26 protein-coding genes and 1 pseudogene are annotated in these 26,443 nt (G+C 66.0%); 4 read left to right on the top strand and 23 right to left on the bottom strand.

Going from position 1 to position 26,443, the window contains the following annotated elements; translation table 11 throughout:
* A pseudogene (locus L6D75_RS11115) lies at positions 1-115 on the top strand (IS110 family transposase); the annotation flags it as partial.
* A 76-nt stretch (positions 116-191) separates the two neighbouring features.
* Here L6D75_RS11115 and L6D75_RS11110 read toward each other — a convergent pair.
* The 10 genes from L6D75_RS11110 to ubiE all read right to left on the bottom strand — a co-directional run bounded on the left by L6D75_RS11110 (position 192) and on the right by ubiE (position 7,969).
* Positions 192-1,754 (bottom strand): methyl-accepting chemotaxis protein, encoded by a 1,563-nt coding sequence (locus L6D75_RS11110; RefSeq protein WP_176515032.1) that lies wholly within the window; start codon positions 1,752-1,754, stop codon positions 192-194.
* Positions 1,755-1,853: 99 nt separating this feature from the next.
* Positions 1,854-2,561 (bottom strand): 16S rRNA (uracil(1498)-N(3))-methyltransferase, encoded by a 708-nt coding sequence (locus tag L6D75_RS11105; RefSeq protein WP_176515034.1) that lies wholly within the window; start codon positions 2,559-2,561, stop codon positions 1,854-1,856.
* Positions 2,558-3,349 (bottom strand): twin-arginine translocase subunit TatC, encoded by a 792-nt coding sequence (tatC, locus tag L6D75_RS11100; RefSeq protein ID WP_176515036.1) that lies wholly within the window; start codon positions 3,347-3,349, stop codon positions 2,558-2,560. The genes L6D75_RS11105 and tatC overlap by 4 nt, the downstream gene beginning before the upstream one ends.
* On the bottom strand, positions 3,346-3,696 hold the full coding sequence (tatB, locus tag L6D75_RS11095) for a Sec-independent protein translocase protein TatB (RefSeq protein WP_176515038.1): 351 nt from the start codon (positions 3,694-3,696) through the stop codon (positions 3,346-3,348). Before tatB ends, tatC begins: the two co-directional genes overlap by 4 nt.
* A 3-nt stretch (positions 3,697-3,699) precedes the next feature.
* Complete coding sequence (locus tag L6D75_RS11090) at positions 3,700-3,987, bottom strand: twin-arginine translocase TatA/TatE family subunit (protein WP_176515040.1); 288 nt, start codon at positions 3,985-3,987, stop codon at positions 3,700-3,702.
* A gap of 166 nt (positions 3,988-4,153) precedes the next feature.
* A complete protein-coding gene (locus L6D75_RS11085) occupies positions 4,154-4,489 on the bottom strand; it encodes a phosphoribosyl-ATP diphosphatase (protein ID WP_176515042.1) in 336 nt (111 codons plus the stop codon).
* A gap of 1 nt (position 4,490) precedes the next feature.
* The gene (gene hisI / locus L6D75_RS11080) at positions 4,491-4,883 is read right to left on the bottom strand and encodes a phosphoribosyl-AMP cyclohydrolase (RefSeq protein ID WP_176515044.1); all 393 of its coding nucleotides are present in this window, start codon (positions 4,881-4,883) and stop codon (positions 4,491-4,493) included.
* Between the two features lie 73 nt (positions 4,884-4,956).
* Positions 4,957-6,579: a ubiquinone biosynthesis regulatory protein kinase UbiB gene (gene ubiB, locus L6D75_RS11075; RefSeq protein WP_176515046.1), complete on the bottom strand. Its 1,623-nt coding sequence runs from the start codon at positions 6,577-6,579 to the stop codon at positions 4,957-4,959.
* Positions 6,576-7,199, bottom strand: coding sequence for a ubiquinone biosynthesis accessory factor UbiJ (locus L6D75_RS11070; RefSeq protein WP_176515048.1), 624 nt, complete (start codon positions 7,197-7,199; stop codon positions 6,576-6,578). The genes ubiB and L6D75_RS11070 overlap by 4 nt, the downstream gene beginning before the upstream one ends.
* Positions 7,199-7,969 carry a bifunctional demethylmenaquinone methyltransferase/2-methoxy-6-polyprenyl-1,4-benzoquinol methylase UbiE gene (gene ubiE, locus L6D75_RS11065; RefSeq protein ID WP_236193527.1) on the bottom strand — a complete coding sequence of 257 codons (771 nt, stop codon included), beginning with the start codon at positions 7,967-7,969 and terminating at the stop codon, positions 7,199-7,201. The genes L6D75_RS11070 and ubiE overlap by 1 nt, the downstream gene beginning before the upstream one ends.
* Positions 7,970-8,093: 124 nt before the next feature.
* Here ubiE and L6D75_RS11060 point away from each other — a divergent pair, with 124 nt between their 5' ends.
* On the top strand, positions 8,094-8,369 hold the full coding sequence (locus L6D75_RS11060) for a polyhydroxyalkanoic acid system family protein (protein WP_176514057.1): 276 nt from the start codon (positions 8,094-8,096) through the stop codon (positions 8,367-8,369).
* Positions 8,370-8,381: 12 nt separating this feature from the next.
* Here the strand turns inward: L6D75_RS11060 and L6D75_RS11055 are convergent, their stop codons facing one another.
* The gene (locus tag L6D75_RS11055) at positions 8,382-13,073 is read right to left on the bottom strand and encodes a DUF6543 domain-containing protein (RefSeq protein ID WP_236193526.1); all 4,692 of its coding nucleotides are present in this window, start codon (positions 13,071-13,073) and stop codon (positions 8,382-8,384) included.
* A 178-nt stretch (positions 13,074-13,251) separates the two neighbouring features.
* On the opposite strand from L6D75_RS11055, the gene L6D75_RS11050 reads away from it, so the two are divergent.
* Both L6D75_RS11050 and L6D75_RS11045 read left to right on the top strand, forming a co-directional pair.
* Complete coding sequence (locus tag L6D75_RS11050; RefSeq protein WP_176514059.1) at positions 13,252-13,671, top strand: phasin family protein; 420 nt, start codon at positions 13,252-13,254, stop codon at positions 13,669-13,671.
* A 10-nt stretch (positions 13,672-13,681) separates the two neighbouring features.
* Positions 13,682-14,446, top strand: a complete 765-nt coding sequence (locus L6D75_RS11045; RefSeq protein WP_176514061.1) for a phasin family protein — start codon at positions 13,682-13,684, stop codon at positions 14,444-14,446.
* A gap of 78 nt (positions 14,447-14,524) precedes the next feature.
* Here the strand turns inward: L6D75_RS11045 and L6D75_RS11040 are convergent, their stop codons facing one another.
* The 12 genes from L6D75_RS11040 to L6D75_RS10985 form a co-directional block, all read right to left on the bottom strand.
* Complete coding sequence (locus L6D75_RS11040; RefSeq protein ID WP_176514062.1) at positions 14,525-15,139, bottom strand: TetR/AcrR family transcriptional regulator; 615 nt, start codon at positions 15,137-15,139, stop codon at positions 14,525-14,527.
* A 13-nt stretch (positions 15,140-15,152) separates the two neighbouring features.
* On the bottom strand, positions 15,153-16,835 hold the full coding sequence (gene phaC / locus L6D75_RS11035) for a class II poly(R)-hydroxyalkanoic acid synthase (RefSeq protein WP_176514064.1): 1,683 nt from the start codon (positions 16,833-16,835) through the stop codon (positions 15,153-15,155).
* A 42-nt stretch (positions 16,836-16,877) separates the two neighbouring features.
* Entirely contained in the window at positions 16,878-17,729 is an 852-nt protein-coding gene (phaZ, locus tag L6D75_RS11030; protein WP_176514066.1) for a poly(3-hydroxyalkanoate) depolymerase, read from the bottom strand.
* A 66-nt stretch (positions 17,730-17,795) separates the two neighbouring features.
* Positions 17,796-19,475, bottom strand: a complete 1,680-nt coding sequence (phaC, locus tag L6D75_RS11025; protein WP_176514068.1) for a class II poly(R)-hydroxyalkanoic acid synthase — start codon at positions 19,473-19,475, stop codon at positions 17,796-17,798.
* Positions 19,476-19,827: 352 nt separating this feature from the next.
* Positions 19,828-20,205 (bottom strand): gamma-butyrobetaine hydroxylase family protein, encoded by a 378-nt coding sequence (locus tag L6D75_RS11020; RefSeq protein ID WP_012274559.1) that lies wholly within the window; start codon positions 20,203-20,205, stop codon positions 19,828-19,830.
* Positions 20,206-20,350: 145 nt separating this feature from the next.
* The gene (gene hslU, locus L6D75_RS11015) at positions 20,351-21,694 is read right to left on the bottom strand and encodes an ATP-dependent protease ATPase subunit HslU (protein ID WP_176514071.1); all 1,344 of its coding nucleotides are present in this window, start codon (positions 21,692-21,694) and stop codon (positions 20,351-20,353) included.
* A 73-nt stretch (positions 21,695-21,767) separates the two neighbouring features.
* Complete coding sequence (gene hslV / locus L6D75_RS11010) at positions 21,768-22,298, bottom strand: ATP-dependent protease subunit HslV (RefSeq protein WP_012312406.1); 531 nt, start codon at positions 22,296-22,298, stop codon at positions 21,768-21,770.
* 202 nt (positions 22,299-22,500) lie between these two features.
* The gene (locus L6D75_RS11005; RefSeq protein WP_176514072.1) at positions 22,501-23,772 is read right to left on the bottom strand and encodes a dihydroorotase; all 1,272 of its coding nucleotides are present in this window, start codon (positions 23,770-23,772) and stop codon (positions 22,501-22,503) included.
* Complete coding sequence (locus tag L6D75_RS11000) at positions 23,769-24,773, bottom strand: aspartate carbamoyltransferase catalytic subunit (protein WP_008099987.1); 1,005 nt, start codon at positions 24,771-24,773, stop codon at positions 23,769-23,771. The genes L6D75_RS11005 and L6D75_RS11000 overlap by 4 nt, the downstream gene beginning before the upstream one ends.
* 13 nt (positions 24,774-24,786) lie before the next feature.
* The gene (gene pyrR, locus L6D75_RS10995; RefSeq protein ID WP_176514074.1) at positions 24,787-25,305 is read right to left on the bottom strand and encodes a bifunctional pyr operon transcriptional regulator/uracil phosphoribosyltransferase PyrR; all 519 of its coding nucleotides are present in this window, start codon (positions 25,303-25,305) and stop codon (positions 24,787-24,789) included.
* 49 nt (positions 25,306-25,354) lie between these two features.
* Positions 25,355-25,780 (bottom strand): Holliday junction resolvase RuvX, encoded by a 426-nt coding sequence (gene ruvX / locus L6D75_RS10990; RefSeq protein WP_110748630.1) that lies wholly within the window; start codon positions 25,778-25,780, stop codon positions 25,355-25,357.
* Complete coding sequence (locus L6D75_RS10985) at positions 25,780-26,349, bottom strand: YqgE/AlgH family protein (RefSeq protein ID WP_176514076.1); 570 nt, start codon at positions 26,347-26,349, stop codon at positions 25,780-25,782. The genes ruvX and L6D75_RS10985 overlap by 1 nt, the downstream gene beginning before the upstream one ends.
* Positions 26,350-26,443 lie beyond the last annotated feature (94 nt).

The raw sequence follows: 26,443 nt of genomic DNA, 5'->3' as shown, positions 1-26,443 counted from the left end.
CACGCAGGCCCTCGTCATCCTGTCCCGGAAATTAGCCAGAATTGCGTTCGCCCTGATGAAAAACCAAAGCGAATACATCAGTAACGGGGGCAAAAAACTTTGCCCCCAACCATAGAATCTCCCACAGCAAGGTAACCCACCCTGTGGGAGCCGGCTTGCCGGCGATTGGGGCGCAAAGCGCCCCCGCGATCTCAGAGCCTGAACCGCCCCACCAACCCCTGCAAGTGCGTCCCCAGCCGCGCCAGTTCGACACTGGAGCTGGCCGTCTCCTCGCTCGCCGCCGACGTCTGGTCGGAAATATCCCGCACATTCATCACGCTCCGGTTGATCTCCTCGGCCGTCGCGCTCTGCTGCTCGGCCGCCGTGGCGATCTGCTGGTTCATCGCCTGGATCGACGACACCGTGCGGGTGATGGTATCCAGCGAGGTCCCCGCGCGGCGGGTCAGTTCGACGCTGCTGTCGGTGAGCTGGCGGCTGGCGTCCATGACGCTGGCCACGCGCTGGGTGCCGCTCTGCAGGCCGGCGATCAGCTCTTCGATCTCTTCGGTGGACTGCTGGGTGCGCTGGGCCAGGCTGCGCACCTCATCGGCCACCACGGCAAAGCCACGGCCGGCCTCGCCGGCCCGGGCCGCCTCGATGGCGGCATTGAGGGCCAGCAGGTTGGTCTGCTGGGCCACCGACTTGATCACATCGAGCACGCTGCCGATCTTGTCGCTCTCGGCCTTGAGCTGGTTCATCGCCTCGCTGGAGTTGACCACCTCGCTGGCCAGGCGCTCGATCTGCGCCACCGCCTCGCTGACCACGCGATCCCCCTCACGGGCCTGCTGGTCGGCCATCAGCGCCGCCTCGGAGGCCTGTTCGGCGTTGCGCGCCACTTCATGCACGGTGGCGGCCATTTCGTTCATGGCCGTGGCCACCTGGTCGGTCTCCACCTTCTGATTGTTGACCCCGGCGCTGGTCTGCTCGGTGACTGCCGACAGCTCTTCGGCGGCGCTGGCAATCTGGGTGACGCCGTCGCCGATGCCGCCGATCAGCTCGCGCAGGCCTTGGGTCATGCGCTGCATGCTGGCCTGCAGCTGGCCCAGCTCGTCGCGGCGGGTGCTGGGCAGGTCCTGGCGCAGGTCGCCATTGGCCACGCGCTCGGCGGCGGCGAGGATCTGGCGCAGCGGGAGGATGATCTGCCGGGTGATGGCCCAGGCCGCCAGCAGGCCCAGCAGCAGCGCCAGGCCGGTGGCGCCGGCGAGCATGGCCTTGGCCTGGCGGGCGCCGGCGTCGCGCACCTTGGTTTGCGACTCGGTCATTGCCTGGCTGGTTTGCAGCAGCACCGTGCCCTGGTCGGCCATGCGCTGCAGGATCTGCTCGCTGGGGGTTTGCTTGAGCTCGGTGAACGCCTGGCGATAGAGGCGGATGGCGTCGAGCTGCTGCTGCAGGCGCTGGTGGTCGGCGGGCTGCTCGATCTGGCCGAGCATGAGCGTGACTTGGCGTTCGACGTTGTTCAGCGCCTGGTCCAGTTCGTTGATCGACGCCTGGTCGGGCTGGCGTTGGTAATGCTGGCGGGCAATGCGCAGGTCTTGCGTGTAGCCGTAGATGACCGAAATGTTGCCCAGCTTGTCACCGCGATTGATGATGCTGTCCATGCCCAGCCAACCGGTCAATGTGATGGCCAGGGTCAGCAGAAGCACCAGGCCGAACCCCAGCCCCAGCTTGCGATTGACGCTCACATTACCCAACGATTGGGATAAGAATTGATACATTTTCGACTCCCCGGCAACTAGACAGCACGGAATATTTTTGTGTTGTCAGGCCATCGGCTTGCGCCGGGGAAACTTGATGGGGCAAAGCTGACCCGTCTGTCAGAAAATCCTTGAGAGTAAGGCAGTTACAGCCGTTTCGACGCGCAGGATGCGCTCGCCCAACTGCACCGGCGACAGGCCGGCCTTGCCCAGCAGCTCGACCTCGTAGGGGATCCAGCCGCCTTCCGGGCCGATGGCCAGGGTCACCGGGCCTTCGACGGCGCGCGGGCAGGCCGGGTAGGGTCCGGGGTGGCCGACCAGGCCGAGGGTGCCGTCGGCGATGGCGGGCAGGCGGTCTTCGACGAACGGTTTGAAGCGCTTCTCGATGATCACCTCGGGCAGCACCGTGTCACGCGCCTGTTCCAGGCCCAGGATGAGGTTTTCGCGGATGCTTGCGGGGGTGAGGAAGGGCGTTTGCCAGAAGCTTTTCTCGACCTTGTAGCTGTTGACCAGGATCAGCCGTTGCACGCCAAGGGTGGCGACGGTCTGGAACAGCCGGCGCAGCATCTTCGGGCGCGGCACGGCCAGCACCAGGGTCAGCGGCAGCTTGGCCGGTGGCGGCTGGTCGACGGCCACTTCAAGTTCGGCCTCGTGCTGCGCCAGGCGTACCACCGTGGCGCTGCCCATCAGGCCGTTGATACGGCCCACGCGCAGGGTGTCGCCGACCGCCACGCGGTGGATCTCCTGCATGTGGGTGAAGCGCCGGTCAGCGAGGACGACGCGGTCGGCCGAGACGAAGTCGGCCTCTTCGAGGAGCAACAGGTTCACGGTTGGGTCGCAGGCGGCTGGTCGTTGTGGTCGTCCGTGGCTTGCTCGGGCTCGTGGCTGCGCTTGCGGATCAGGCTGCCGCACAGCACGCCCACTTCGAACAGCAACCACATGGGCACGGCGAGCAAGGTCTGGGAGAAGATGTCCGGCGGGGTGAGGATCATGCCAACCACGAAGCAGCCGATGATCACGTAGGGGCGCATCTTCTTCAGGTATTGCACATCGACCACGCCGATCCACACCAGCAGCACCACCGCCACCGGGATTTCGAAGGCGACGCCGAAGGCGAAGAACAGGGTCATGACGAAGTCGAGGTAGCTGGCGATGTCGGTCATCATCGACACGCCTTCCGGGGTGGCCGCGGCGAAGAAGCTGAACATCAGCGGGAACACCAGGAAGTAGGCGAACGCCATGCCGGCATAGAACAGCAGGATGCTCGACACCAGCAACGGGATGGCGATGCGCTTTTCATGGCGGTACAGCCCCGGCGCGATGAAACCCCAGATCTGCTGCAGGATGAACGGGATGGCCAGGAACAGCGAAACGATCATGGTCAGCTTGAACGGCGTCAGGAACGGCGAGGCCACGTCGGTGGCGATCATCGTCGCGTTGGCCGGCAGGTGCGCGCGCAAGGGCGCCGAGACCAGGGTGTAGATCTGCTGGGCGAAGGAGAACAGGCCGGCAAAGATCAGGAAGATCGCCGCCACGCAGCGCAGCAGGCGGGTGCGCAGTTCGGTCAGGTGCGAAACCAGCGGCATCGGCTGGTCGTCTTGCGGATTTTCGCTCATGGGGCTCGCGGCGGTTGAGGCTGTTCGGGCTGCTCAGGCGCAGCCGGCGGCGCTGCAGGTGCTGGCGTGGGCGCGGCGGCGGGCGGCTGGGCAGGCGGGGCCAGCGGGTTGAGGATGCGCTTGGCTTCCTCTTCCATCTGCAGGATGTGCTCGTTGTGCAGCTGGCGGCGTATGTCGTCGGCGCCGATTTCGCGCTCGACCTCCATCTTGATCGCGTTGAAGCTGCGTTTCAGCCGGCCGATCCACAGCCCCGCGGTACGCGCGGCGCCGGGCAGGCGCTCGGGGCCGAGCACCAGCAGGGCCACCAGGCCGACGAGCAGCAGTTCGCTGAAGCTGATGCCGAACATGGCTCAGTCTTTCCGCCGCGGCTCTTGGACCGGCTGGGCCTGGCCCTCGATGGTGTGGCCTTGCGCCTGCGGCGCGGCGGCTTGCTGCTGGGTGGCCTGCACCGGTGGAACCGGCTGGGCTGGCGGCGGGGTCTGTTCGGCCGGCTTGTTCTCTTCTTCGTTCATGGCCTTGCGAAAGCCCTTGATCGATTCGCCCAGGTCGCTGCCGAAGTTCTTCAGCTTCTTGGTGCCGAAGACCAGGACCACGACGACCAGCAGGACGATCCAGTGTTTCCAGTCAAAAATACCCATTTCGTACTCCTGAAAAATGTGTGTTGGTCATCTGGTTTTGGGGCTGCTTTGCAGCCCTTTCGCGACACAAGGCCGCTCCTACAGTGTCACCAATCTACCTTGCGACGCGGCGCCTGTAGGAGCGGCCTTGCGTCGCGAAAGGGGCGCAAGGCGCCCCCGGAATACGTCAGACAGAAGGCGCGCGAGCGGCCTTTTCATCATGCCCGGAGAGGCCGAAACGGCGCTCCAGTTCATCGAGTACGGCTTGTGGATGCTGGCCCAGCGCGCTGAGCATGACCAGGCTATGAAACCACAGGTCGGCGGTTTCGTAGATGACATCGCTGTAATCCTGGCTGAGCGCGGCATCCTTGGCGGCGATGATGGTCTCCACCGACTCTTCGCCGAGCTTCTCGAGGATCTTGTTCAGGCCCATGTGGTGCAGGCTGGCCACGTAAGAGCTGTCGGGCGCCGCGTGTTTGCGTTGTTCGAGCACTTCGGCCAGGCGGGTGAGGGTGTCGCTCATGTCAGTGTCCTGCGCTGTAGATGGCATCCGGGTCTTTCAACACCGGGTCGACGGTTTGCCACTGGCCGTCCTGGTAGACGCGGTAGAAGCAGCTTTCACGGCCGGTATGGCAGGCGATATGGCCCAGCTGCTCGACCATCAGGATGATCACGTCGGCATCGCAGTCCAGGCGCATTTCGTGCAACTTCTGCACATGCCCCGATTCCTCGCCCTTGCGCCACAGCTTGCCACGCGAACGCGACCAGTAGATGGCGCGTTGTTCGGCGGCGGTCAACGCCAGCGATTCGCGGTTCATCCAGGCCATCATCAGTACGCGTCCGGTCTTGTGGTCCTGGGCGATCGCCGGCACCAGGCCGTCGCTGTTCCACTTGATCTCGTCCAGCCAGTCTTTCATCGTCGACTCCAAAACCGGGCCCGCTCCTGTGCCGGGCCCTTTGCGCTAGTGTGCCAGCCAGCAGCGCGGCTGGCTATTGGCGCACGATCAGGTACAGGCCGCCGGCCAGCATCAGCCACGCCGGCCAAGCGGCGGGGGCGGCCAGGCTGGCCGCTTCGGCGGCGCCGGTGGCCAGCACCGCACCGCCGCCGAGCAGGCCGGCGCCGAGCAGGCGCAGCGCCCAGCGGTCGCCCTGGCTGCGGCGCCGCTCGGGCATCTGCGGGTCTTGCAGGTGCGGCTGCGACAGGCGTTCGAGCAGGTCGCGGGTCATGCCGGCCAGGTGCGGCAGCTGCTCGGCCTGGCTGTAGATGTTGCCAAGCACCGCCTTGGGGCTCATGCGTTCGCGCATCCAGCGTTCCAGGAAGGGCTTGGCGGTGCTCCACAGGTCGAGGTCGGGGTACAGCTGGCGGCCCAGGCCCTCGATGTTGAGCAAGGTCTTCTGCAGCAGCACCAGCTGTGGCTGCACTTCCATGTTGAAGCGCCGCGCGGTCTGGAACAGGCGCATCAACACCTGGCCGAAGGAGATGTCCTTGAGCGGTTTTTCGAAGATCGGCTCGCACACGGTGCGGATCGCCGCTTCGAACTCGTTGACCTTGGTATGCGCTGGCACCCAGCCCGAGTCGATGTGCAGCTGGGCCACGCGGCGGTAGTCACGCTTGAAGAAGGCGATCAGGTTGCGCGCCAGGTAGTCCTGGTCCTCGGCGGTGAGGCTGCCGACGATGCCGCAGTCGATGGCGATGTACTGCGGGCTCCACGGCTTGACCGTGCTGACGAAGATGTTGCCGGGGTGCATGTCGGCGTGGAAGAAGCTGTCGCGGAACACCTGGGTGAAGAACACCTCCACACCGCGCTCGGCGAGCATCTTCATGTCGGTGCGCTGGTCGGCCAGGGTCGCCATGTCGGTGACCGGCACGCCGTAGATACGCTCCATCACCAGCACCTTGGGACGGCAGTGGTCCCAGTACACCTGCGGCACGTACATCAGCTCCGAACCTTCGAAGTTGCGCCGCAGCTGGCTGGCGTTGGCCGCCTCGCGCAGCAGGTCGAGTTCGTCGTAGATGGTCTTTTCGTAGTCGCCGACGATTTCCACCGGGTGCAGCCGGCGGGCATCGGCCGAGGCCCGCTCGGCGGCCTTGGCGATCAGGAACAGCCAGGCCAGGTCCTGGGCAATCACGGGCTTGAGGCCCGGGCGCACCACCTTGACCACCACCTCTTCACCGCTTTTCAGGCGTGCGGCATGCACCTGGGCCACCGAGGCCGAGGCCAGCGGTTCGACGTCGAAGCGGCTGAACACCTCGCCGACCTTGGCGCCCAGTTGCGCCTCGATCAGCGCCACGGCCTTTTTCGGGTCGAACGGCGGTACCCGGTCCTGCAGCAGCATCAGCTCGTCGGCGATGTCGGTGGGCAGCAGGTCGCGGCGGGTCGACAGCAGCTGGCCGAACTTGATGAAGATCGGCCCCAGGTCCTGCAGCGCCAGGCGCAGGCGCGCACCGCGGCTGAGCTCTGACGGCTTGCGTGGCAGCCAGCGCCAGGGCATGAGCAGGCGCAGGCTCCGCAGCCACCAGGGCAGCGGCAGGTCGAACAGCAGGTCATCGAGACGGTAGCGGATCACCACGCGCTGGATGCGAAAGAGACGGCGGACGGCGAGCAGCTTCATGCGTTATCGCTGGTATCAAGGGATCGGGAGAGGCGCTGCAGGCGCGCCTCGAGGCGTTCGATATCGACCTTCAGCGCATCGAGCTCGCTGAAGGCGGCTTCGGCTTCACGCTTGCCCACCAGGGTGCGCGATTCTTCGGCCAGGTATTCGGAAAGGTTCTGCTGGAAACGCGCCAGGCCCTGGCGGGTCCAGCGCGCGCGCAGGCGCACGTGGCCGGCGAGCAGGGCGGTTGCGACCGGGCCGAGCCAGCGCTGCAGCTCGTGCTCCCAGTCCAGTTCCAGGTCCTGCAGCACGCCGAACAGGTCGAGCAGCACGGCGCTGTCGCCATGCAGCTCGACCTGCGGGGTGTGCAGCACGCCGGTCTTGTCCTTGGCCAGGGCCAGTTGCAGCAGGCTGCCGGCCGGGGCGCGCAGGCTGCAATCGACCTCACCTTCCCAGTGGGCGGCGAGCATCAGGCCCTCTTCATCGGGCAGGATGAAGACCTGCAGGGCCGGCTGGCGGCAATCGATCTCGATGACCTTGCCTTCCAGCGCGGCCAGGCGCGGCAAGGCCGTGCTGTCCATGCGCAAGACGCGGTTCAGGCCATGTTCGACGCTGGCGAGCAGCCCTGCCAGCAGCATCAGGGCTTGATTCCCCGGTGCACGGCGACGATGCCGCTGGTCATGTTGTGGTAGGTGACGCGGTCGAAGCCGGCATCGACCATCATGGCCTTGAGGGTTTCCTGGTCGGGGTGCATGCGGATCGACTCGGCGAGGTAACGGTAGCTTTCCGAGTCATTGGTGATCAGCTTGCCGGCCAGTGGCATGAAGGCGAACGAGTAGGCGTCGTAGGCCTTGGACATCAGCTTGCTGGTCGGCTTGGAGAACTCCAGCACCAGCAGGCGGCCGCCTGGCTTGAGCACGCGCAGCATCGAGCGGATGGCTTCGTCCTTGTGGGTGACGTTGCGCAGGCCGAAGGCGATGGTCACGCAGTCGAAGTGGTTGTCCGGGAACGGCAGCTTCTCGGCGTCGGCCTGGACGAACTCGATGTTGCCGGCCACGCCACGGTCGAGCAGGCGGTCACGGCCGACCTTGAGCATCGATTCGTTGATGTCGGCGAGCACCACCTGGCCAGTCGGGCCGACCAGGCGCGAGAACTTGGCGGCCAGGTCACCGGTACCGCCGGCGATGTCCAGCACCCGGTTGCCGGTGCGCACGCCCGACAGCTCGATGGTGAAGCGCTTCCACAGGCGGTGCATGCCGCCGGAAAGCACGTCGTTCATCAGGTCATACTTGGCGGCCACCGAGTGGAACACTTCGGCGACTTTCTTCGCCTTCTGGCTCTCGGGGACGTCCTGGTAGCCGAAATGCGTGGTGGGTTCGGCGTGTTCGCCTTTGCGCTGGTCGTTCATATCGCTTCACCGGAAAAAATTACCGCCATTCTAGGGCGAACGGGCGGATTTGTCTTGGCGGGGTGTGCCGTGGGGCAGGGGCGGGCATAATGGCGATTATGTCTTCATATCCAGGAACACCCGCATGACCCAGATCAGCGTCGAACGCAAACACTCCCTCGGCCGCGAGGCCGCCCGTGCCAAGGCCGAAGCGCTGGTGGACAAGCTGAGCCGCGAGTACGACCTCAAGGCGACCTGGAACGGTGACCGCGTCGACGTGGCGCGCAGCGGCGCCAACGGCAGCGTGCACATCTTCGATGACAGCATTCGCGTCGAGCTGAAGCTGGGCATGATGCTGTCGATGATGGGCGCCAGCATCAAGAGCGAGATCGAGCGGGCGCTGGACAAGGCGCTGGCCTGACCCCGCGCGGTTTCAGGCAGGCGGGAACGGGATCACCCCCTCTATCTGCGCCAGGCGCAGGTCGCCCCGGTAGATGTCTATGCGCTCTGCCGGGGCGAGCGAGCGTTCCAGCCGTTCGTCCCGGCCCATGGCCCGGGGCTCCCAGAACTTCAAGTGGCCCTTGGCGAAGGCGCGCGGCGCGGCCTGGGCGCTGGTGTAGTGAAAGTGCGCCTCCCAGAGCATCTGCCTGGGCTGCTTGCGATGGATGCTGTAGACATCCAGGTAGTCATTGGCCTTGAGCCGCTTGCGCCTGGTGATGAGGCTGATCTCGACCTGGTCTTGCTGGTGAAGGTAGGCCAACGCCTTGCTGTCCGGGTGCCGGGTGTTGAGGTAGGCGTCGATGAGCAGGCGGCGCTTTTCGGCTTGCAGCTCCTCCACCGCTGCGTTCAGCTGCGTTTCCATTGCCTTGCCGTCGGCCGGGCCGGCGGCCAGTTGGCGGGCGATCTCCGCCATGTCCTGGATTTGCCAGTCCATGAGGTCTGCCAGGCTGTTGGGTTCGCGTGAGTAGCGGGCAATGAGCGCAAGCTTGTCGTTTTTCTGCGCCAGCAGGCTGGCGCCGACGCGTCGAAGGTAGGCATTGCTGTGCGCAGTAGCGGCACCGGGGATGGCCTCCCAGTGTTCGCCGTGCTGCTGGTACTGGACCTTCTGCTGAGTCAAGGGGTCGGTCTGGGAGGCCAGGCTGCCCTGCTCCTCGGTGTGTTCGGCCAGGATCGTTCTGCCCTGCGTGGTGCGGATCATCTTGGGTTTGCCTGGCCGCCCGCGGTAGGTCAACTGCCGAGGCTGTGCAGGCGCCCCGCTTTCGCTGGCGAGCAGGGCGCTGCTCAAGTCGCGCTCGGCCGCCGACTGCAACGCTGCCACCTCGCGGATGTACTGCTCCACGCGGGCAGTGTTCAGTGCCGGGTCGTTCATCGACAGCAGGTAGTTGGCCTTGCCCAGCGAGGCCTGGTACTCGCGCAGTGTATTGCCGAGGATTTCCGCCTGTTCCTCGGCGGGCAGGTTTGCCTCCGCCAGGCCATCATGGCTCAGCAATGCCGCCTCGAAGTTGCGATTGCGCAGCGCTGCCTGCATGCGCAGCATTTCGTCGAAGTTGTCGCTGGTCAGTTGCTCCCGGTTAATCACCAGCTGGGCCAGGTCGCTGATGACCTGGGCGCGGGTGATGATCGTCGAGTAATGGCGCTGGTCGATGATGTCTTCAAGCTTGGACTGCTTGTTCTTGAACTGCAGGGTGTTGTCGAGCAGGGCCTGCGCGATGTTCTGGTCCAGGCGTTCACTGACCGCCAGTACGCGCGCATGGGTGGTGTACGCCGCTTCAAGGTTGGCGCGAAAGGCAAGGTACAGCAGCCCTTGCTCTTCACCGAACGGCAGCACCACCAGTTGCTGCGACTGCTGCCTGAGGACCTCGTAGTCGGTCAGGTCGAGCAACAGGTGAAACAGGTGCAGGTCGGTTTCGATCAATTGCTCGGCCCACTGCCCGCGGCCATAGGCCGAACTGCCGCGAGGGTCGAGCCTGGCGAAGCGGGGCTCGCTCATCTGGGTGAACAGCTCGATTTGCGAGGCCATCAGGTTGGCCTGCTTTTCATAGGTCAGCGAGATGACCAGCAGGTTCGGGCGGGCCTCCTTGCGCATCGCCTGTACCGTGCGCAACTGTGCCTGCAGTGTTTCGGGCAGGTCTTCAGGGGCTACGCCCGGGTGTTGCAGCAAGGCCTGGCGAAATGCCCGCGCGGCATCGTCGTAGGGCTTGGTCAGTGCCAGGTAGCGCTTGAGGAAGGCCTCGTTCTTCATGATCGTCTCATCGTTGCGCTTGCGCAGGTCTTGCAGGGCAATGATCGCGCTGCGGTTTTCATCGATGACGCCCTTGCGTGACCTGGGCATGCCGCCCGCCAGCCGCAGGTCGATCGCCCATTCGCCGTTCCAGCGCGCAAGCCACGGCCCGCGGCTGCGTTCGCGGCCGACGATGTAGTAACCATCCCAGGCGCCGCCGAATGCCTGCCAGTCGCCCTTGCTGGTGTCGGGGCCGATGATGCGCAGGCCAGTCCAGCACTCTTCGATTTCGTAGGCGGTTGCCTCGAGCTTCACGTAATAGCGCTGGCCGACCTGGTATAGCCCGCGCAAGCGCCCCTGCTGCAGCGCAGCCAGCCCTTGCAGGTCAACGTTGGCGCGCAGTTGCAGCAGCGCGTTGCGGGCCGCGGCTGGAAGGTTGCCGATGCGCTGCTCATCGCCCCAGGTGCTCACCTCGAAGGGGGCGGGCGCAGGCTGCTGTTCCGGCGCTTGCCAAGCGATGGTCTGCGGCTGCTCCTGCGTTGCCGCGCTGCCGGCCTGGCGGGGCGCCGGGCGCAGCCTGGGCTGCTCCGGCTGCGGCAGTGAGCTTGTGGGTGCGTGCACCAGCAGCATGGCGATATTGAAGACCAGGTCGGAGGCGGCCAGGGCCTTTTCCCCGGGGCTGCCCCCGGTCAACGTCGCCAGGTCGGTTTTCAGGCTGACCAATGCGGCCACCAACCAGGCCAGCGTGGCTGCGGGGCCGCGCAGCAGCACGGTGACCGTGTTGAACGCCATCCAGCCCAACTGCACCACCATCGCCCAGCGCAGTTCGGCATTGGAGGCGCTCTGGCGCGAAGCCAGCAGTATTATCGCCTCGGCATGGGCTTGCAGCAGTTGGCTGTGCAGGTCCTCGGCCCAGGCGCTGAAGGCCAGGCTGGCCGGGGCCCGCAATTGCGCCAGGCTCTGGAAGCTCAGGTCGGAGCCGGGCCCCAGCAACTCGGCCAGTTCGGCCAGGTGCGGGTGCAGGTTGGGCACGCTGAAACCGCCGTTGTCGTAGAGGGGGCGGTCTGCATCATCCAGCCAGGCGAGGACGCTTTGCTGCAATTGGCCGGCGCGACGAATAGCGGCCATCAGGTCCGCCTGGCTGGCGTAGGCCACGAGCCTGCGGGTCGCGCTCAGGGGGCGATAGAGCAGCCAGGTGTGGGCCACCTCGATCACGAACATGCCGTGCACCCGGTTCGCCCGGCTGGCGCCCGGTGTGCAGTGAAAGGCCAGCGGCGCTACCTTGGCGGCACCCGCAGCAGTTGCCGCGCCCCGGCACCATGGCGCCAGTGCGTGCCAGGCAGGCTCGCTCACGTGCCCCTCGATCCTGGCCTGCAGGGCGTCCAGCAGCAGGCTGTTGCGCCAGGCGCTGGCGAAGCGCTGGATACGCCCGTCTCTATCGACCGGGTCTTGCAGCCTGGCGTGGACGTACAGGGGGTATTGGCCGCCCACGTCGACCGTTTGCACCAGCCGATTGAGGTAGTCGAGGTTCAGCCAGCTCTGGCTGGGCTGGGTGCAGGGCGTGGCGATTGCCGAGGCCACTTCATTCAGGTTCGCCCGCATGCGGGTGATGGCCAGCTCGGTGAGCGTGACGGTCTTGAGCGGCTCCAGGCGCGCCGGCCCGCTGGACGATGCCTCGATCACCTGGGAAATCGTGATCAACAGTTGGTCGGGCTCTGGCACTGGCAAGCCGGGCTGGTCCGCCTGCATCTGCTCGCGCAGGCGGCGGGTGGTATAGCGCTGCAGGTCGTCGAAGCCGTCCGGCGCTGCCGTGCCTTTTGCCAGCGCCTGGCGTGCGGCCAGCGTGAGCATTGCCCGGTGGTAGTCGAAGCGGTCGCTGGCGCTGGCCTGGGCGAGCCAGGCCGGCAGGGCGATGGCCGGCGCCTGGCGGTCGATGCAGGCGTGCTCCGGGAATACCGAGGATGGGTCGCAGCGCTGGCTGTAGAGGTGCTCCAGTTCGCTGACCTTGGCGATCGTGCAAAGCGGCACGCGCTCGATGCCCTGCAAGATGGCGTTGAGCAACTGGCTGGCCTGGTAGCGAAAGGCATCGCCCACTACCGGCGAGCAGGCCCACGACAGTGTGTCGAAGTCATGCTGGTCGGCCAGCGCGTCGCGCAGGGCCAGGGCAAACCCGGGCAGGTCGTCGAAGCACCGCAAAGTGCCTGATGGCTGGCACCAGAGTACCAGGCGGGCGTCGTCGCGCTCGGCGATCAGCAGCAGGTCCGCCGATACCTGGCGGTACTCCACCCCCTGATGCCGCAATGACAGCTGCAGCCCCTGCAAGGCGGGCGTGCTGCCGTCTTCGGCAAGCCACGCGTACAACAGCCTTTTCGCACCCTCGGCCAGGCCCTGGCGTTCGAGCGCACTGAGCAGGGTTGCCTTGAGCATCTGCTCCAGCCAGCGCAGGCGCGACACCTGCGAGTCGCCCTGCTGGCCATTCCAGAAGCTGACCTGGGCCAGCTGAAAGCTCAGGGCAACGGTTGCCAGCATGTCGTCGAACGCCTGGTTCACATCGTCCATGCGCAGGTCGATGGTGGGGTTGTGTGCTTGCGCGCGGAACACCGCCGGGGGCTGCAGGCTGAGCTGGTCGGTGGCGGCCAAGGCCATGCTGCGGCCGCTCAAGAAATGCGCAAGCAGCGTATCGAGCAGGTCACTCTGCTGCGCCGCATCCGGGCCTTGCGGCGCATGCAGGATGGCCATGCCCTCGAGCGACTGCAGCGTCGGGTGATTGCTGCGGATCCACGGGTAGCGGCCTGCCAGGGCCTCGAAGGCGGCCCTGGCCATGACGCTGCGCAGGTCCGGGCGGTCGGCGAAGTGGGCGGCCACCTGTTGCTTGAAGGCGTGGCAGGGGAGTGAATGGGGCATGGCATCGGCGCTCCGTTGGCAAGGGAGGCGCATGTTCGGCGGCGGTGCCTGGGCGGCGGTGGTAGATAGGTCAGCGCGAGCTTAGGGTGAAGATTCTAATTTGCCTCACTACCTTATGCTCAAGCCCAACCTCCATGGGCGGTTCCTCCCCTCCACTCATGAGCATGAGGTACAGAGCATGGCCAAAGTGAATGTGAAGAAGACGGATGACGCCCAGAGCACCTTGGGTGAAGTTCGCGGGTACGCACGCAAGATCTGGCTGGCAGGCATCGGCGCCTATGCGCGCGTCGGCCAGGAAGGTTCCGACTACTTCCAGGAACTGGTGAAAGCCGGTGAAGGCGTCGAGAAACGTGGCAAGAAGCGCATCGACAAAGAGCTCGATGCCGCCAACCATCAGCTCGACGAAGCGACCCATGAAGTCAGCCGTGTACGCGGCAAGGTCGAGGTTCAGCTCGACAAGATCGAAAAGGCTTTCGACGCACGGGTGGGCCGCGCCTTGAATCGCCTCGGCATTCCGTCTAAACATGACGTTGAGGCGTTGTCCATCAAGCTTGAACAGCTGCACGAGCTGCTCGAGCGCGTCGCGCACAAACCATAAGGAGAGCAGGATGGCTGGCAAGAAGAATTCCGACAAAGAAGGCAGCTCCTGGATCGGCGGGATCGAGAAGTACTCCCGCAAGATCTGGCTGGCGGGGCTGGGTATCTATTCGAAGGTCGACCAGGACGGCCCGAAGCTGTTCGATTCGCTGGTCAAAGATGGCGAGAAGGCCGAGAAGCAGGCGAAGAAAACCGCTGAAGACGTGGCCGAGAACGCCAAGTCCTCGACCACTTCCCGCGTGTCTGGCGTGAAAGACCGCGCCCTGGGCAAGTGGAGCGAGCTCGAAGAGGCCTTCGACAAGCGCCTCAACAGCGCCATCTCGCGCCTTGGCGTGCCAAGCCGCAACGAGATCAAGGCCCTGCACCAGCAGGTCGACAGCCTGACCAAGCAGATCGAGAAACTGACCGGCGCTTCGGTGACCCCGGTTTCCGCGCGCTCGCGCGCAGCTGCGGCCAAGCCTGCTGCCAGCAAGACCGCCGCCAAGCCACTGGCCAAGGCCCCGGCCAAGCCTGCGGCGAAAACCGCTGCGGCCAAGCCTGCTGCCAAACCAGCAGCCAAGACTGCCGCGGCCAAACCTGCGGCCAAGCCTGCTGCGGCCAAACCCGCTGCGGCGAAGAAGCCTGCTGTGAAGAAGGCCCCGGCCAAACCGGCCGCCGCCAAGCCTGCAGCACCGGCTGCCAGCGCCACCCCGGCCGCCACCGCCGCGCCTGCGCCAAGCGCCGCCCCGGCCAGCAGCGCACCCTCGGCACCGGTGAACGCAGCCACTCAGGCCTGATACCGCGTCGTCCCCATCGCCGGCAAGCCGGCTCCCACGGTACCTGTGGGAGCCGGCTTGCCGGCGATGGCGCCAGGCCTACCCCTCCAGATACCGCCGGGCCAGCTGCTGCGCTGCCTGCCGCGGCTTCTCCTCAAGGTGCGGTGCCACCAGCATCATCACCTGATACACCACCACCCCCACATCGCCCTCACGCCCCAGCACCCGCTGGTAATCCAGCGAGAACAGCAGGGTCAGGCTGATCTGTTCCACCAGCTGCCCCAGCGCCTGGGTTTCGCTGACCACCTGCCCCTGGCCCTTGAGGCTGGCCAGCAACGCCGCCAGGGTGCGCTTGAGGCCATTGATCAGGCTGCGCATGCCACGGGCCAGCTTGGGCAGGCGCCCGGTCAGGTTCGACAGGTCCTGGAACAGGAAGCGGTAGCGGGCCATGTGCTCGACGATCAGGTGCAAAAACAGCCAGTAGTCCTCGGCCTCCAGGCGCACCTCCAGCGGCGGGTCGAGCAACGGCATCAGGCTTTCTTCGAAGCGCTCGAACAGGCCCAGCACCAGCGGCTCCTTGCCGTGGAAGTGGTAGTACAGGTTGCCCGGGCTGATGCCCAGTTCGTTGGCAATCTCGAGGGTCGAGACATTCGGCTCGCCCTGCGCGTTGAACAGCTGCAGGGCGCATTCAAGGATACGGTCGCGGGTTTTCATCCAGGCAGGCTGCTCATCGGGTCAGGACATAGGTGCCTGGCGCAGGGCCCAGCGGTGGATAGGTGGCGTTGCCCAGCTCCAGGCGCGGCGCCTTGAGCGGGCCGGAGCGGGGGGTGATCCACTCCAGCCACAAGGGCCACCAGCTGCCGTCGCTGCGCTGGGCATCGTGGAACCAGGCGCGTGGGTCGCTCGACAGCCTGGGGTTGTCCAGGTAGTAGGCCTTGGGGTTGCCGGGTGGGTTGATGATGCTCTGGATATGGCCGCTGTTGGACAGCACGAAGCGCCGCTCGCCGCCCAGCAGCAAGGCCGAACGGTACACGGCATCCCACGGGGTGATGTGGTCGTTGCTGCCGGCCACGGTGAAGCTGTCGAGGTCCACCTGCTTGAGGTCGATGGGCGTGCCGCACACTTCAAGCCCAGTGGCGTGGGCCAGCGGGTTGAGCTTGAAGAAGTCCAGCAATTCGCCGTGCAGGGCCGCGGGCAGGCGGGTGCTGTCGGCGTTCCAGTAGAGGATGTCGAAGGCCGGTGGCGTCTTGCCGAGCAGGTAGTTGTTGACCCAGTAGTTCCAGATCAGGTCGTTGGGCCGCATCCAGGCGAAGATCCGCGCCACCTCGCCGCCGTCCAGCACCCCGCGCTGGTAGGAGCGGCGCTTGGCGGCCTCGATGGTCTGCTCGTCGGCGAACAGGCTGGCCGGGCTTTCGAACTGGCTGTCCAGCAGGCTCACCAGGTAGGTGGCGCTGCGCACCTTGCGCAGCTGGTGCTTGGCCTGCAGGTGGCCTTGCAGCGCGGCCATGGTCAAGCCGCCGGCGCAGGCGCCCATCAGGTTGGGGTCGCGGCTGCCACTGATGCTGCGGCAGGCGTTGAGCGCCTCTTCCAGCGCCTGCACATAACTCGACAGGCCCCATTCGCGGTGCCGTGGGTCGGGGTTGCGCCAGCTCACCATGAACACCTGCAGGCCATGCTTGAGCATGTACTGCACGTAGCTGTTGTTCGGCTGCAGGTCGAAGATGTAGTACTTGTTGATCTGCGGCGGCACCACCAGCACTGGCCGGGCGTGCTGCTTCTCGCTCATCGGCTTGTACTGGATCAGCTCCAGCATCTCGTTGCGAAACACCACCGCGCCGGGCGTGGCGGCCAGGTTGCCGCCCACTTCGAAGGCGCGCTCGTCGACCTGGCGCGGCAGGCCGTCGTTGTGGCGCAGGTCATCGAGCAGGTGGGCCACGCCACGCACCAGGCTCTGCCCGCCGGTATTGAACAGCTCCTTGACCGCCAGCGGGTTGAGCAGCGAGTTGCTGGGCGCCAGGGCGTCGTTGATCAGGTTGAACAGAAAGTGCGCGCGGGCGCGGTCATCGTCGTCGAGGTGGCTTTCCTCGATCCACAGGCGCGTCTGCTTCTGCCAGGCCAGGTACGCCTGCAGGCTGCGCCGGTAGAACGGGTTCTGGCTCCAGGTCGGGTCGTTGAAGCGGCTGTCGCGCGGGTTTGGCTGGTAAGGGGTGTCGCCCAGCATCACGCGGCCCAGCTGGCCGCTCAGGGCCAGCAGGTGGCGGGCGGTGTGCAGCGGGTTGCGCAGGCTCTGGCGGCCGACGCTGCGCAGCGTGGAAATCAGGTCGCGCCCGCGCAGGCCGAGTATGGCGTTCTGCACGTTCATGCTGGTGGCGGGAGACGTTGTCGTTCCTCGAGCCGGTTTGTCTTTCATGGCAACACTCCCTCGTCTTACCGGATTCGCGGGCAGCGACTATCAACCGCCAGAGGCGGGGCGCGGATGCATGACCGCGCGCTGACGTTCTTCCTGGAGAAACTTCATGATGATCGGGGCGACGGCCTCGGCCCGGGTAATCAGGAACAGATGGCCGTCGTCGATAATGTGTAGCTGGGCATTGGGAATTCGCCAGGCCAGCAGGCGCATGTTGATCAGCGGGATCAGCGGGTCATCGTCACCGGCCAGCACCAGCGTCGGCTGCTGGATCTTGTGCAGCCAGTGGATGCTGGTCCAGCCAAGGCCGGCGAACAGCTGCCAGTAGTAGCCAAGCTTGCCGCCGGAGCGCACCTTGGCCGCGTGGTGCATGGCCAGCTCCGGGTCGCGGCGAAAGCCGCCGCCGTAGATCAGCGGGGCGATGCGAATGACATGCGAGGGCTGCACGTAGCGCCTCGGGCTTGCCATCATCCACAGCACCTTGGGCTTGCCCGGCACCATCACCGCGCCGGCCGCCGTGGCCGCCAGCACCAGTTTCTTGCAGCGCTCGGGGTAGTCGTGGGCGAACTGCTGGGCCAGCGCGCCGCCCCAGGAAACGCCAATGACATTGACCTGGCCGTAGTCCAGGTAGTCGAGCATGCGCGCGCTGAGCTTGGCCAAACCCGGGAAGCGATAAGGGTGGCGCGGGGTGGAAGAGCCGCCCACCCCCGGTACGTCGAACGCGATCACTTCCAGGTCCGGGTCGAGCGCTTCGATGAACGGGAACACCAGTTCCAGGTTGGCGCCGATGCCATTGAAGATCAGCAGCGGCGTCAGGTGTGGCTTGCCCGGCCGCACCGCGGTGCGGATGGATTGGTCGTCCAGTTCGACGGTCCTGAATATGTAGGGTTGCGACATGCGCGTGGCTCTGTGGTGGCAAAAAAAAGCGCCGTGGCGCGCCATTGGCGGCCACGGCGTTGCAGCTCATCGTTCGTGAACGTAGGTACCCGGTGCGGCTTCGCCTGCGGCGTAGGCGCGGTTGCCCAGGCGGGTGGGCGCCTTCTTCAGGTCGCCGGCGCGCTCGCCCAGCCAGTTCTGCCAGTGCAGCCACCAGGAGTCGGCATGCTTGTCGGCGTTCTCCTGCCAGGCAACCGGGTCACCCGGGCGGTCGGCGCCGGTCATGAAGCGCGCCTTGGGGTTGCCTGGGGGGTTGAGGATGCTCTGGATGTGGCCGCTGTTGGACAGCACGAACTCGATCTTGCCGCCGAACAGGTGCGCCGAGCGGTAGCACGACTGCCAGGGGGTGATGTGGTCGGTGGTGCCGGCCACGCTGAAGATGTCGCACGTGACGTTCTTCAGGTCGATGGCGGTGCCGCACACTTCCAGGGCATTGCTGCGGGTCAGCGGGTTGTTCTTGAACAGCTCGATCAGGTCGCCGTGGAAGGCGGCCGGCAGGCGCGTGGTGTCGTTGTTCCAGAACAGGATGTCGAACACCGGCGGCTCGTTGCCGAGCAGGTAGTTGTTGACCCAGTAGTTCCAGATCAGGTCGTTGGGGCGCATCCAGGCGAACACCCTGGCCATGTCGCTGCCTTCGAGCACACCGGCCTGGTAGGAGTGGCGCTTGGCCGATTCCAGCGTCTGCTCGTCGACGAACAGCGCCACATCGGTGTCCATGGTGGTGTCGAGCACGCTGACCAGCAGGGTCAGGGCATTGACCTTGTTCTCGCCCAGGGCGGCGTAGTGGCCGACCAGCGCGGTGCAGGTGATGCCGCCGGAGCAGGCGCCGAGGATGTTCAGGTCCTTGCTGCCGGTAATCGCCAGCACCGCGTCGACCGCTTCCTTGAGCGCATCGATGTAGGTCGACAGGCCCCATTCGCGCTGGGCCTTGGTCGGGTTGCGCCAGCTGATGATGAAGGTCTGCTGCTGCGAGCGCAGGCAGAAGCGCGCCAGGCTTTTTTCCGGGCTCAGGTCGAACACGTAGAACTTGTTGATCTGCGGTGGCACCACCAGCAGCGGGCGGGCATGCACCTGCTCGGTGATGGGGCTGTACTGGATCAGCTCCAGCACGTCGTTGCGGTAGACCACGGCGCCTTCGGAGTTGCCGAGGTTCTTGCCCACTTCGAAGGCGTCCATGTTGACCTGGCTGGGCATGCCGCCATTGTTGACCACATCCTTGGCCAGGTTGGACAGGCCATCGAGCAGGCTCTTGCCGCCGGTCTCGAAGAAGCGCTTGACCGCGGCCGGGTTGGACAGGGTGTTGGTGGGCGCCATGGCCTCGGTCAGCAGGTTGATGACGAACTGGCCGCGGGCGATGTCCTGGGCTGACAGGTCACTTTCGCCGATCCAGTCCTGAAGCTCCTGGCGCCAGGCCAGGTAGGTCTGCAGGTAGCGTCGATAAAGCGGGTTCTTGCTCCAGGCCGGGTCACTGAAGCGACGGTCGTCGCTCTGCGGGGCCAGGGTGGATTTGCCCAGCAGCACATTCTTCAGCTCAAGGCCGAAGTGGGCCACGTGCTTGGCACTGTGCAGCGGCTGGCGCATGGCCTGGCGCAACACGGTACGCGCTGAGCTCAGCAGGTCCTTGCGGCGGATGCCGATGACCGGGTTCAGCCCCAGGGTGTTGTCCGAGGCCTGCCGCTGCAACTCATCGTTGTTCTTGTTACTCATCTACGACGCTCCGTTGTCCTGAGACGAGTACCGGTTTGCTGTGGCACATGCACAGTCTGCTGCCCGGTACTGCTACTCGGGTGACCAGTGATAAGGAACAGCGGTGCTGCGGGCCGGATGCTTTCGGCGATGAGCTGCGGGGGAATCTGCGTGTGAAGACAGCCTGCTTTCGCTCGCGACCTCTACAAACCGGCCTGGCCCTGCTTGCCTCATTGGCGATGCAGGGAACTTGCCAGCCCCATTGGTTACCCGACTTTCATGTAATGCGCAAGACAGCCCGATTGCGGGCTGTCTGTAGGGCATTCAAGCAGATGAGATTAGAAAATGCGCTCTAAACCCTGGAAGGCTTGCGCTAGAGCATGAGTTTGACCACCGACTCGGCCGGGTCGCGGGATTTGCCGGCCTTGTGCAGTTCGTCGAGGTACTCGGCCCAGAGCTGTTCCTGGCGCAGGCAGAGCTGTTCCAGGTACTCCCAGGTGAACAGGCCGCTGTCATGGCCGTCGTCGAAGGTCAGTTTCAGTGCGTATTGGCCGGCAGGTTCCAGGCCGACCAGGCCGACGTTGATCTTGCCGAACTGCAGGATGGGGTTGCCGTGGCCCTGGACCTCGGCGGACGGGGAGTGCACGCGCAGGAACTCGGCGGGCAATTGGTAGACCTCGCCGGGGGCGTAGGTGAGGCTGAGGGTCTTGGAGGCTTTGTGCAGGTTGATGGCGGTGGGCAGGCGGGCCATGGGCAGAATCTCTGGGGAGCTGATGGTGCAAGCTTCGAGAGATTCTGGGGATAGTGCAAGAGGCTGCTGCGCAGCCCATCGCCGGCAAGCCGGCTCCCACAGTGGCCAGCGCTGCTTGTGGGAGCCGGCTTGCCGGCGATTGGCCTTACAGGATGTAACGCGACAGGTCTTCGTTCTGCGCCAGTTCGCCCAGGTGGCCGTTCACGTAGGCCGCGTCGATCTGGATCGGCGTTTCGTCATGGGCACTGGCCAGGTCGCCAGCACTGAACGACACCTCTTCGAGCAAGCGCTCCAGCAGCGTGTGCAGGCGGCGGGCACCGATGTTCTCGGTCTTCTCGTTGACCTGGTAGGCGATCTCGGCCAGGCGCTTGATGCCGTCGGCCTGGAACTCGATGTTCAGCCCTTCGGTCTTGAGCAGCTCGCGGTACTGCTCGGTCAGCGAGGCGTGCGGCTCCTGCAGGATGCGCTCGAAGTCTTCCGGGGTCAGTGCCTTGAGTTCCACGCGGATCGGCAGGCGGCCCTGCAGCTCGGGCACCAGGTCGCTCGGCTTGCTCAGGTGGAACGCGCCGGAGGCGATGAACAGGATGTGGTCGGTCTTGACCATGCCCAGCTTGGTGTTGACGGTGCAGCCTTCGATCAGCGGCAGCAGGTCGCGCTGCACGCCTTCGCGGGACACGTCGGCGCCGCCAACGTTGCCACGCTTGGCCACCTTGTCGATCTCGTCGATGAACACGATGCCGTGTTGTTCCACCGCTTCCAGGGCCTTGGCCTTGAGCTCTTCCTCATTGACCAGGCGGCTCGCTTCTTCGTCGCGAACCATCTTCAGCGCTTCCTTGACCTTGAGCTTGCGCGCCTTGCGCTTGCCCTTGCCCATGTTGGCGAACAGGTTCTGCAGCTGGTTGGTCATCTCTTCCATGCCAGGCGGCGCGGCAATCTCGACGCCCACGCTGTCGGCGACTTCGATCTCGATTTCCTTGTCGTCCAGCTGGCCTTCGCGCAGGCGCTTGCGGAACAGCTGGCGGGTGTTGGAATCGCTGCTGGTCTGCGCGGCTTCCTCGCTGAAGCTGGTCACCCGCGCCTGCGGCAGCAGGGCGTCGAGGATGCGGTCTTCGGCGGCGTCTTCGGCACGGTGGCGCACGCGGACGATTTCCTGCTCGCGCAGCATCTTCAGCGCGGCATCGGCCAGGTCACGGATGATCGATTCGACATCGCGGCCGACGTAGCCCACTTCGGTGAACTTGGTCGCTTCGACCTTGAGGAACGGCGCGTTGGCCAGCTTGGCCAGGCGGCGGGCGATTTCGGTCTTGCCGACGCCGGTAGGGCCGATCATCAGGATGTTCTTCGGCGTCACTTCGGCACGCAGCTCGGCAGGCAGCTGCATGCGCCGCCAGCGGTTGCGCAGGGCGATGGCGACGGCGCGCTTGGCGTCGTCCTGGCCGATGATGTGGCGGTTGAGTTCGTGGACGATCTCGCGGGGGGTCATGGACATGATGAAAATGGTCCTCGAGCGGGGCAATCAGTGTGGAAAAGTCCCGCAGCGAGCGGGACGCCAAAACAACTGATCACTCGGCCAGGTCCTGCTCCTCGATGGTCAGGTTGTGGTTGGTGAACACGCAGATGTCGCCGGCGATGTTCAGGGCAGTCTCGGCGATTTCACGCGCCGACAGGTCGGTCTTGTTCAGCAGGGCGCGGGCTGCGGCCTGGGCGTAGGCGCCGCCGGAGCCCATGGCGATCAGGCCGTCTTCGGGTTCGACCACGTCACCGTTGCCGGTGATGATCAAGGATGCGTCCTTGTTGGCGACCGCCAGCATGGCCTCCAGGCGGCTGAGGGAGCGGTCGGTACGCCATTCCTTGGCCAGCTCGACGGCGGCGCGCACCAGGTGGCCGGAGTGTTTCTGCAGTTGCGCTTCGAAGCGCTCGAACAGGGTGAAGGCGTCGGCGGTGGCACCGGCAAAACCGGCGATCACTTCGCCGTTGTACAGGCGCCGGACCTTCTTGGCGTTGCCTTTCATGACGGTGTTGCCGAGGGATACCTGGCCGTCGCCACCCATGACGACTTTGCCGTGACGGCGGACAGAAACGATGGTGGTCAAGGGGAGAGTCTCCACGCAGCGGGGCGAAAATGCCTGATGCAGACTCATATGGGGGTGGGGGGAAGGATTTCAACCGGGGGGGATGAATGGTTGCTACCTGGCAGTGCTGGCCTCATCGCCGGCAAGCCGGCTCCCACAGTGGCTGCAGCGCTGCAAATCCCTGTGGGAGCCGGCTTGCCGGCGATGAGGCCGCAAGGCCTACTCAGCCCTCGTGGCAGACATGCCCATCGACCAAGGTATAACGCACCGCACCCGGCAGGCAGTGGCCGATGAACGGGCAGTTGTCGCCGCGCGAGAACCACTGCTCGCCCGCCACGGTCGAGGCCTTGGCATCGAACAGCACCAGGTCGGCCGCGCCACCCACTTTCAGCTCACCGGCTGGCAGGCGCAGGGCCGCAGCCGGGCCGCTGGTCAGCCGCGCCAGCAGGGTAGGCAGGTCGAGCAGGCCATCGTCGACCAGGGTCATGGCCAGTGGCAGCAGCAGCTCGACGCTGCTGATGCCAGGCTCGGTGGCGCCGAACGGGGCCAGCTTGGCATCGCGCTCGTGGGGCTGGTGGTGGCTGGAAATCGCCTGGATCACCCCCGACTTCACCGCCTCGCGCAGGCCGTCGCGGTCTGCAGCACTGCGCAGCGGCGGTTGCACGTGGTAGAGGCTGGAGAACTCACGCAACGATTCGTCGGTGAGGATCAGCTGGTACAGCGCCACGTCGGCGGTAACCGGCAGGCCGAGCTGCTGGGCCTGGGCGATCAGCTGCGCGCCGCGGGCGCTGGTGATCTGGCTGAAGTGGGCGCGCACGCCGCTTTGTTCGACCAGCAGCAGGTTGCGCGCCAGGGCCACGGTCTCGGCGCTCTCGGGGATGCCCGGCAGGCCGAGGAAGCTGGCCATGGCGCCTTCGTGGGCCAGGCCGCCCTGGGCCAGGTCGCGGTCCTGGGAGTGGAACACCACGGTCAGGTCGAAGGTGGCGGCGTATTCCAGGGCGCGGGCCAGGGTGCGGTTGTTGGGGATTTCCTTGAGGCCGTTGCCGAAGGCCACGCAACCGGTGTCGCGCAGGGCCACCAGCTCGGCCAGTTGCTCGCCTTCCAGGCCCTTGGTCAGGGCGCCGATCGGGTAGACCTTGCTGTTGCTGGCCTCGCGGGCGCGGTCGAGGATCAGCTCGGCCACGGCCGAGGTGTCCAGCACCGGCTTGGTCTGCGGCGGGCAGCACAGGCTGGTGACGCCACCGGCCACGGCGGCGCGGGTTTCGCTGGCGATGGTGCCCTTGCGGCTGTAGCCCGGCTCGCGCAGGGAGACGCCAAGGTCGACCAGGCCCGGCGCGGCGACCAGGCCATCGGCCTGGATCGTGCGGCTGGCGCTGAAGCCTGCCGGGGCGGCGCCGATGGCGGCGATGCGCCCGCCGTCGATGTGCAGGTCGGTGACCTGGTCCAGGCCGGTCTTGGGGTCGATGACCCGGGCGCCAAGAATGCTGAGGGTCACTGGGCGTTCTCCTGGTCGAATTGACGTTGCGCGTTCTGCCCGCTCATGGCCATGGACAGCACCGCCATGCGCACGGCGATGCCGTAGGTGACCTGGTTGAGGATCACCGAGTGTTTGCCGTCGGCCACCGCCGACTCGATTTCCACGCCGCGGTTGATCGGCCCCGGGTGCATGACGATGGCATCGGGCTTGGCCCCGGCCAGGCGTGCGGTGGTCAGGCCGAACAGGCGGTAGAACTCGCCTTCGCTGGGCAGCAGGCCGCCGGCCATGCGTTCACGCTGCAGGCGCAGCATGATCACCACGTCGACGTCCTTCAGGCCTTCGGCCAGGTCGGTGTAGACCTTCACGCCGTATTGCTCGATGCCGATCGGGATCAGGGTCTTGGGGCCGATCACGCGGATGTCCGGGCAGCCCAGGGCCTTGAGCGCGAGCATGTCGGAGCGGGCCACGCGCGAGTGCAGGATGTCGCCGACGATCGCCACCGAGAGGTTCTCGAAGCTGCCTTTGTGGCGGCGGATGGTGAGCATGTCGAGCATGCCCTGGGTCGGGTGCGCATGGCGGCCGTCACCGCCGTTGATGACCGCGACGTCCGGGCACACGTGCTCGGCGATGAAGTGCGCGGCGCCCGAGTCGGAGTGGCGCACGACGAACATGTCGGCGGCCATGGCTTCGAGGTTGCGCAGGGTGTCGAACAGGGTCTCGCCCTTGCTGGTCGAGGAGGTCGACACGTTCAGGCTGATCACGTCGGCCGACAGGCGCTGGGCGGCCAGTTCGAAGGTGGTGCGGGTACGGGTGGAGTTCTCGAAGAACACGTTGCACACGGTCTTGCCGCGCAGCAACGGGACTTTCTTCACGGCCCGGGCGCCGACTTCGAGGAACGAGTCGGCGGTGTCGAGGATCTCGGTGAGCAGTTCGCGGGGCAAACCGTCGAGCGAGAGGAAGTGGCGCAGCTGGCCCTGGTCATTGAGCTGCAGCGGGCGCTTGGCGTCGATTGGCGTCATCGCGAGGGGACTCTTAAAGGGCGGAAGCGGTGGCGAGGTCCTGGCGCTCGAGGACGAGCGGTGCGGGTCCGGTCAATTTTACCCGTTCATGGGCGGCCAGCGACAGCGTGGCGCCAAGCACGTTGGGGCGGATCGGCAGTTCGCCGGCATCCAGGTCGAGCAGGCAGACCAGCGTCACGCTGGCCGGGCGCCCGTAGTCGAACAACTCGTTCAACGCCGCGCGGATGGTGCGGCCGCTCATCAGCACGTCATCGATCAGCACCAGGTGCTGGCCCTCGACTTCGAACGGCAGCTCCGATGGGCGCACCTGCGGGTGCAGGCCGTTCTGGCTGAAGTCGTCGCGGTAGAAGGACACGTCCAGGGTGCCCAGCGGGCTGCTGTCGGCCATTTCTGCCTGCAGGGCCTGGGCTACCCAGACGCCGCCGGTGCGGATGCCGATGAAGCGTGGTTCGGTGATGCCACGGCGGGCCAGATGGGCGCGAAGGTCGACAGCCATCTGCCGGATCAGGTCGGCGGGATTGGGTAGGCTCATTGCGTGTCTCCTGGAGGGCGCCGGGCTGGCCCGACGCTGAGGCGGGAATTCAGGTGTTGGCCTCCAGCCAGCCTTGCAGCAGCAGGGCGGCGGCGATGGCATCGACCGGGTTGTCGCGGTAGCTGCCGCGCTGGCCGCCACGGGCCAGGCGTTCGCCCTTGGCCTCGAAGGTGGTCAGGCGCTCGTCGTGGGTGTGCACGGGCAGGTTGAAGCGGCCATTGAGGCGGCGGGCGAACTTCTCGGCGCGGGCGCTCATTTCGCTGGGCGTGCCGTCCATGTTCAGCGGCAGGCCGACGACGATGGCGTCGGGCTTCCACTCATTGATCAGTTTTTCCACCTGGGCCCAGTCCGGCACGCCGTTCTGTGCCTTCAAGGTGCACAGCTCGCGGGCCTGGCCGGTGATCACCTGGCCGACGGCCACACCTATCTGTTTGCTGCCGTAGTCGAAGCCCAGCAGCAGGCGCAGCTCGGCCATCAGGCGTGGCCCGCCTGGCTGGTCAGCAGGCTCAGGTTGATGCCCAGGCTGGCGGCCGCGGCCTCCAGGCGCTGGTCGCTGGCCAGGCCGAAGATGATCTCGGGGTCGAACGGGCAGTTGAGCCAGGCGTTGTCGGCCAGCTCCGCTTCCAGCTGGCCGGCTTCCCAGCCGGCGTAGCCGAGGGTGATAAGGCTTTTCTGCGGGCCCACGCCGCCGGCGATGGCGAACAGCACGTCCTGGGAGGTGGACAGCGACAGGCCCTGCAGCTCGACGGTGGCCTGGTAGCTGCATTCGCTGGTGTGCAGCACGAAGCCGCGGTCGGTCTGCACCGGGCCGCCCTGGTAGATCGGCACCTGCAAGGTGCTGGCGGGAGGTTCCTCGTCCGGGCGCAACTGCTCGAGAATGTCGGCCAGGTTCAGCTCCTGGGGCCGATTGACCACCAGGCCCATGGCGCCATTGGCGTTGTGCTCGACGATGTACGTGAGGGTCTGGGCGAAGTTCGGATCGGCCATGTGCGGCATGGCGATCAGGAACTGATGCTTGAGATAGCTCGGGGCGAGGGTTTTCATGGGGGATAGTGTGGCGCCAGGTGGCGAGGCTGACAAGGTGCTGTGCGGGCAGTTTGGGGGCCGCTTCGCAGCCCATCGCCGGCAAGCCGGCTCC

This window comes from Pseudomonas faucium (genome assembly GCF_021602585.1).
Lineage (GTDB): Bacteria > Pseudomonadota > Gammaproteobacteria > Pseudomonadales > Pseudomonadaceae > Aquipseudomonas > Aquipseudomonas faucium.
This window is presented reverse-complemented; position numbering and strand designations above follow the sequence as displayed.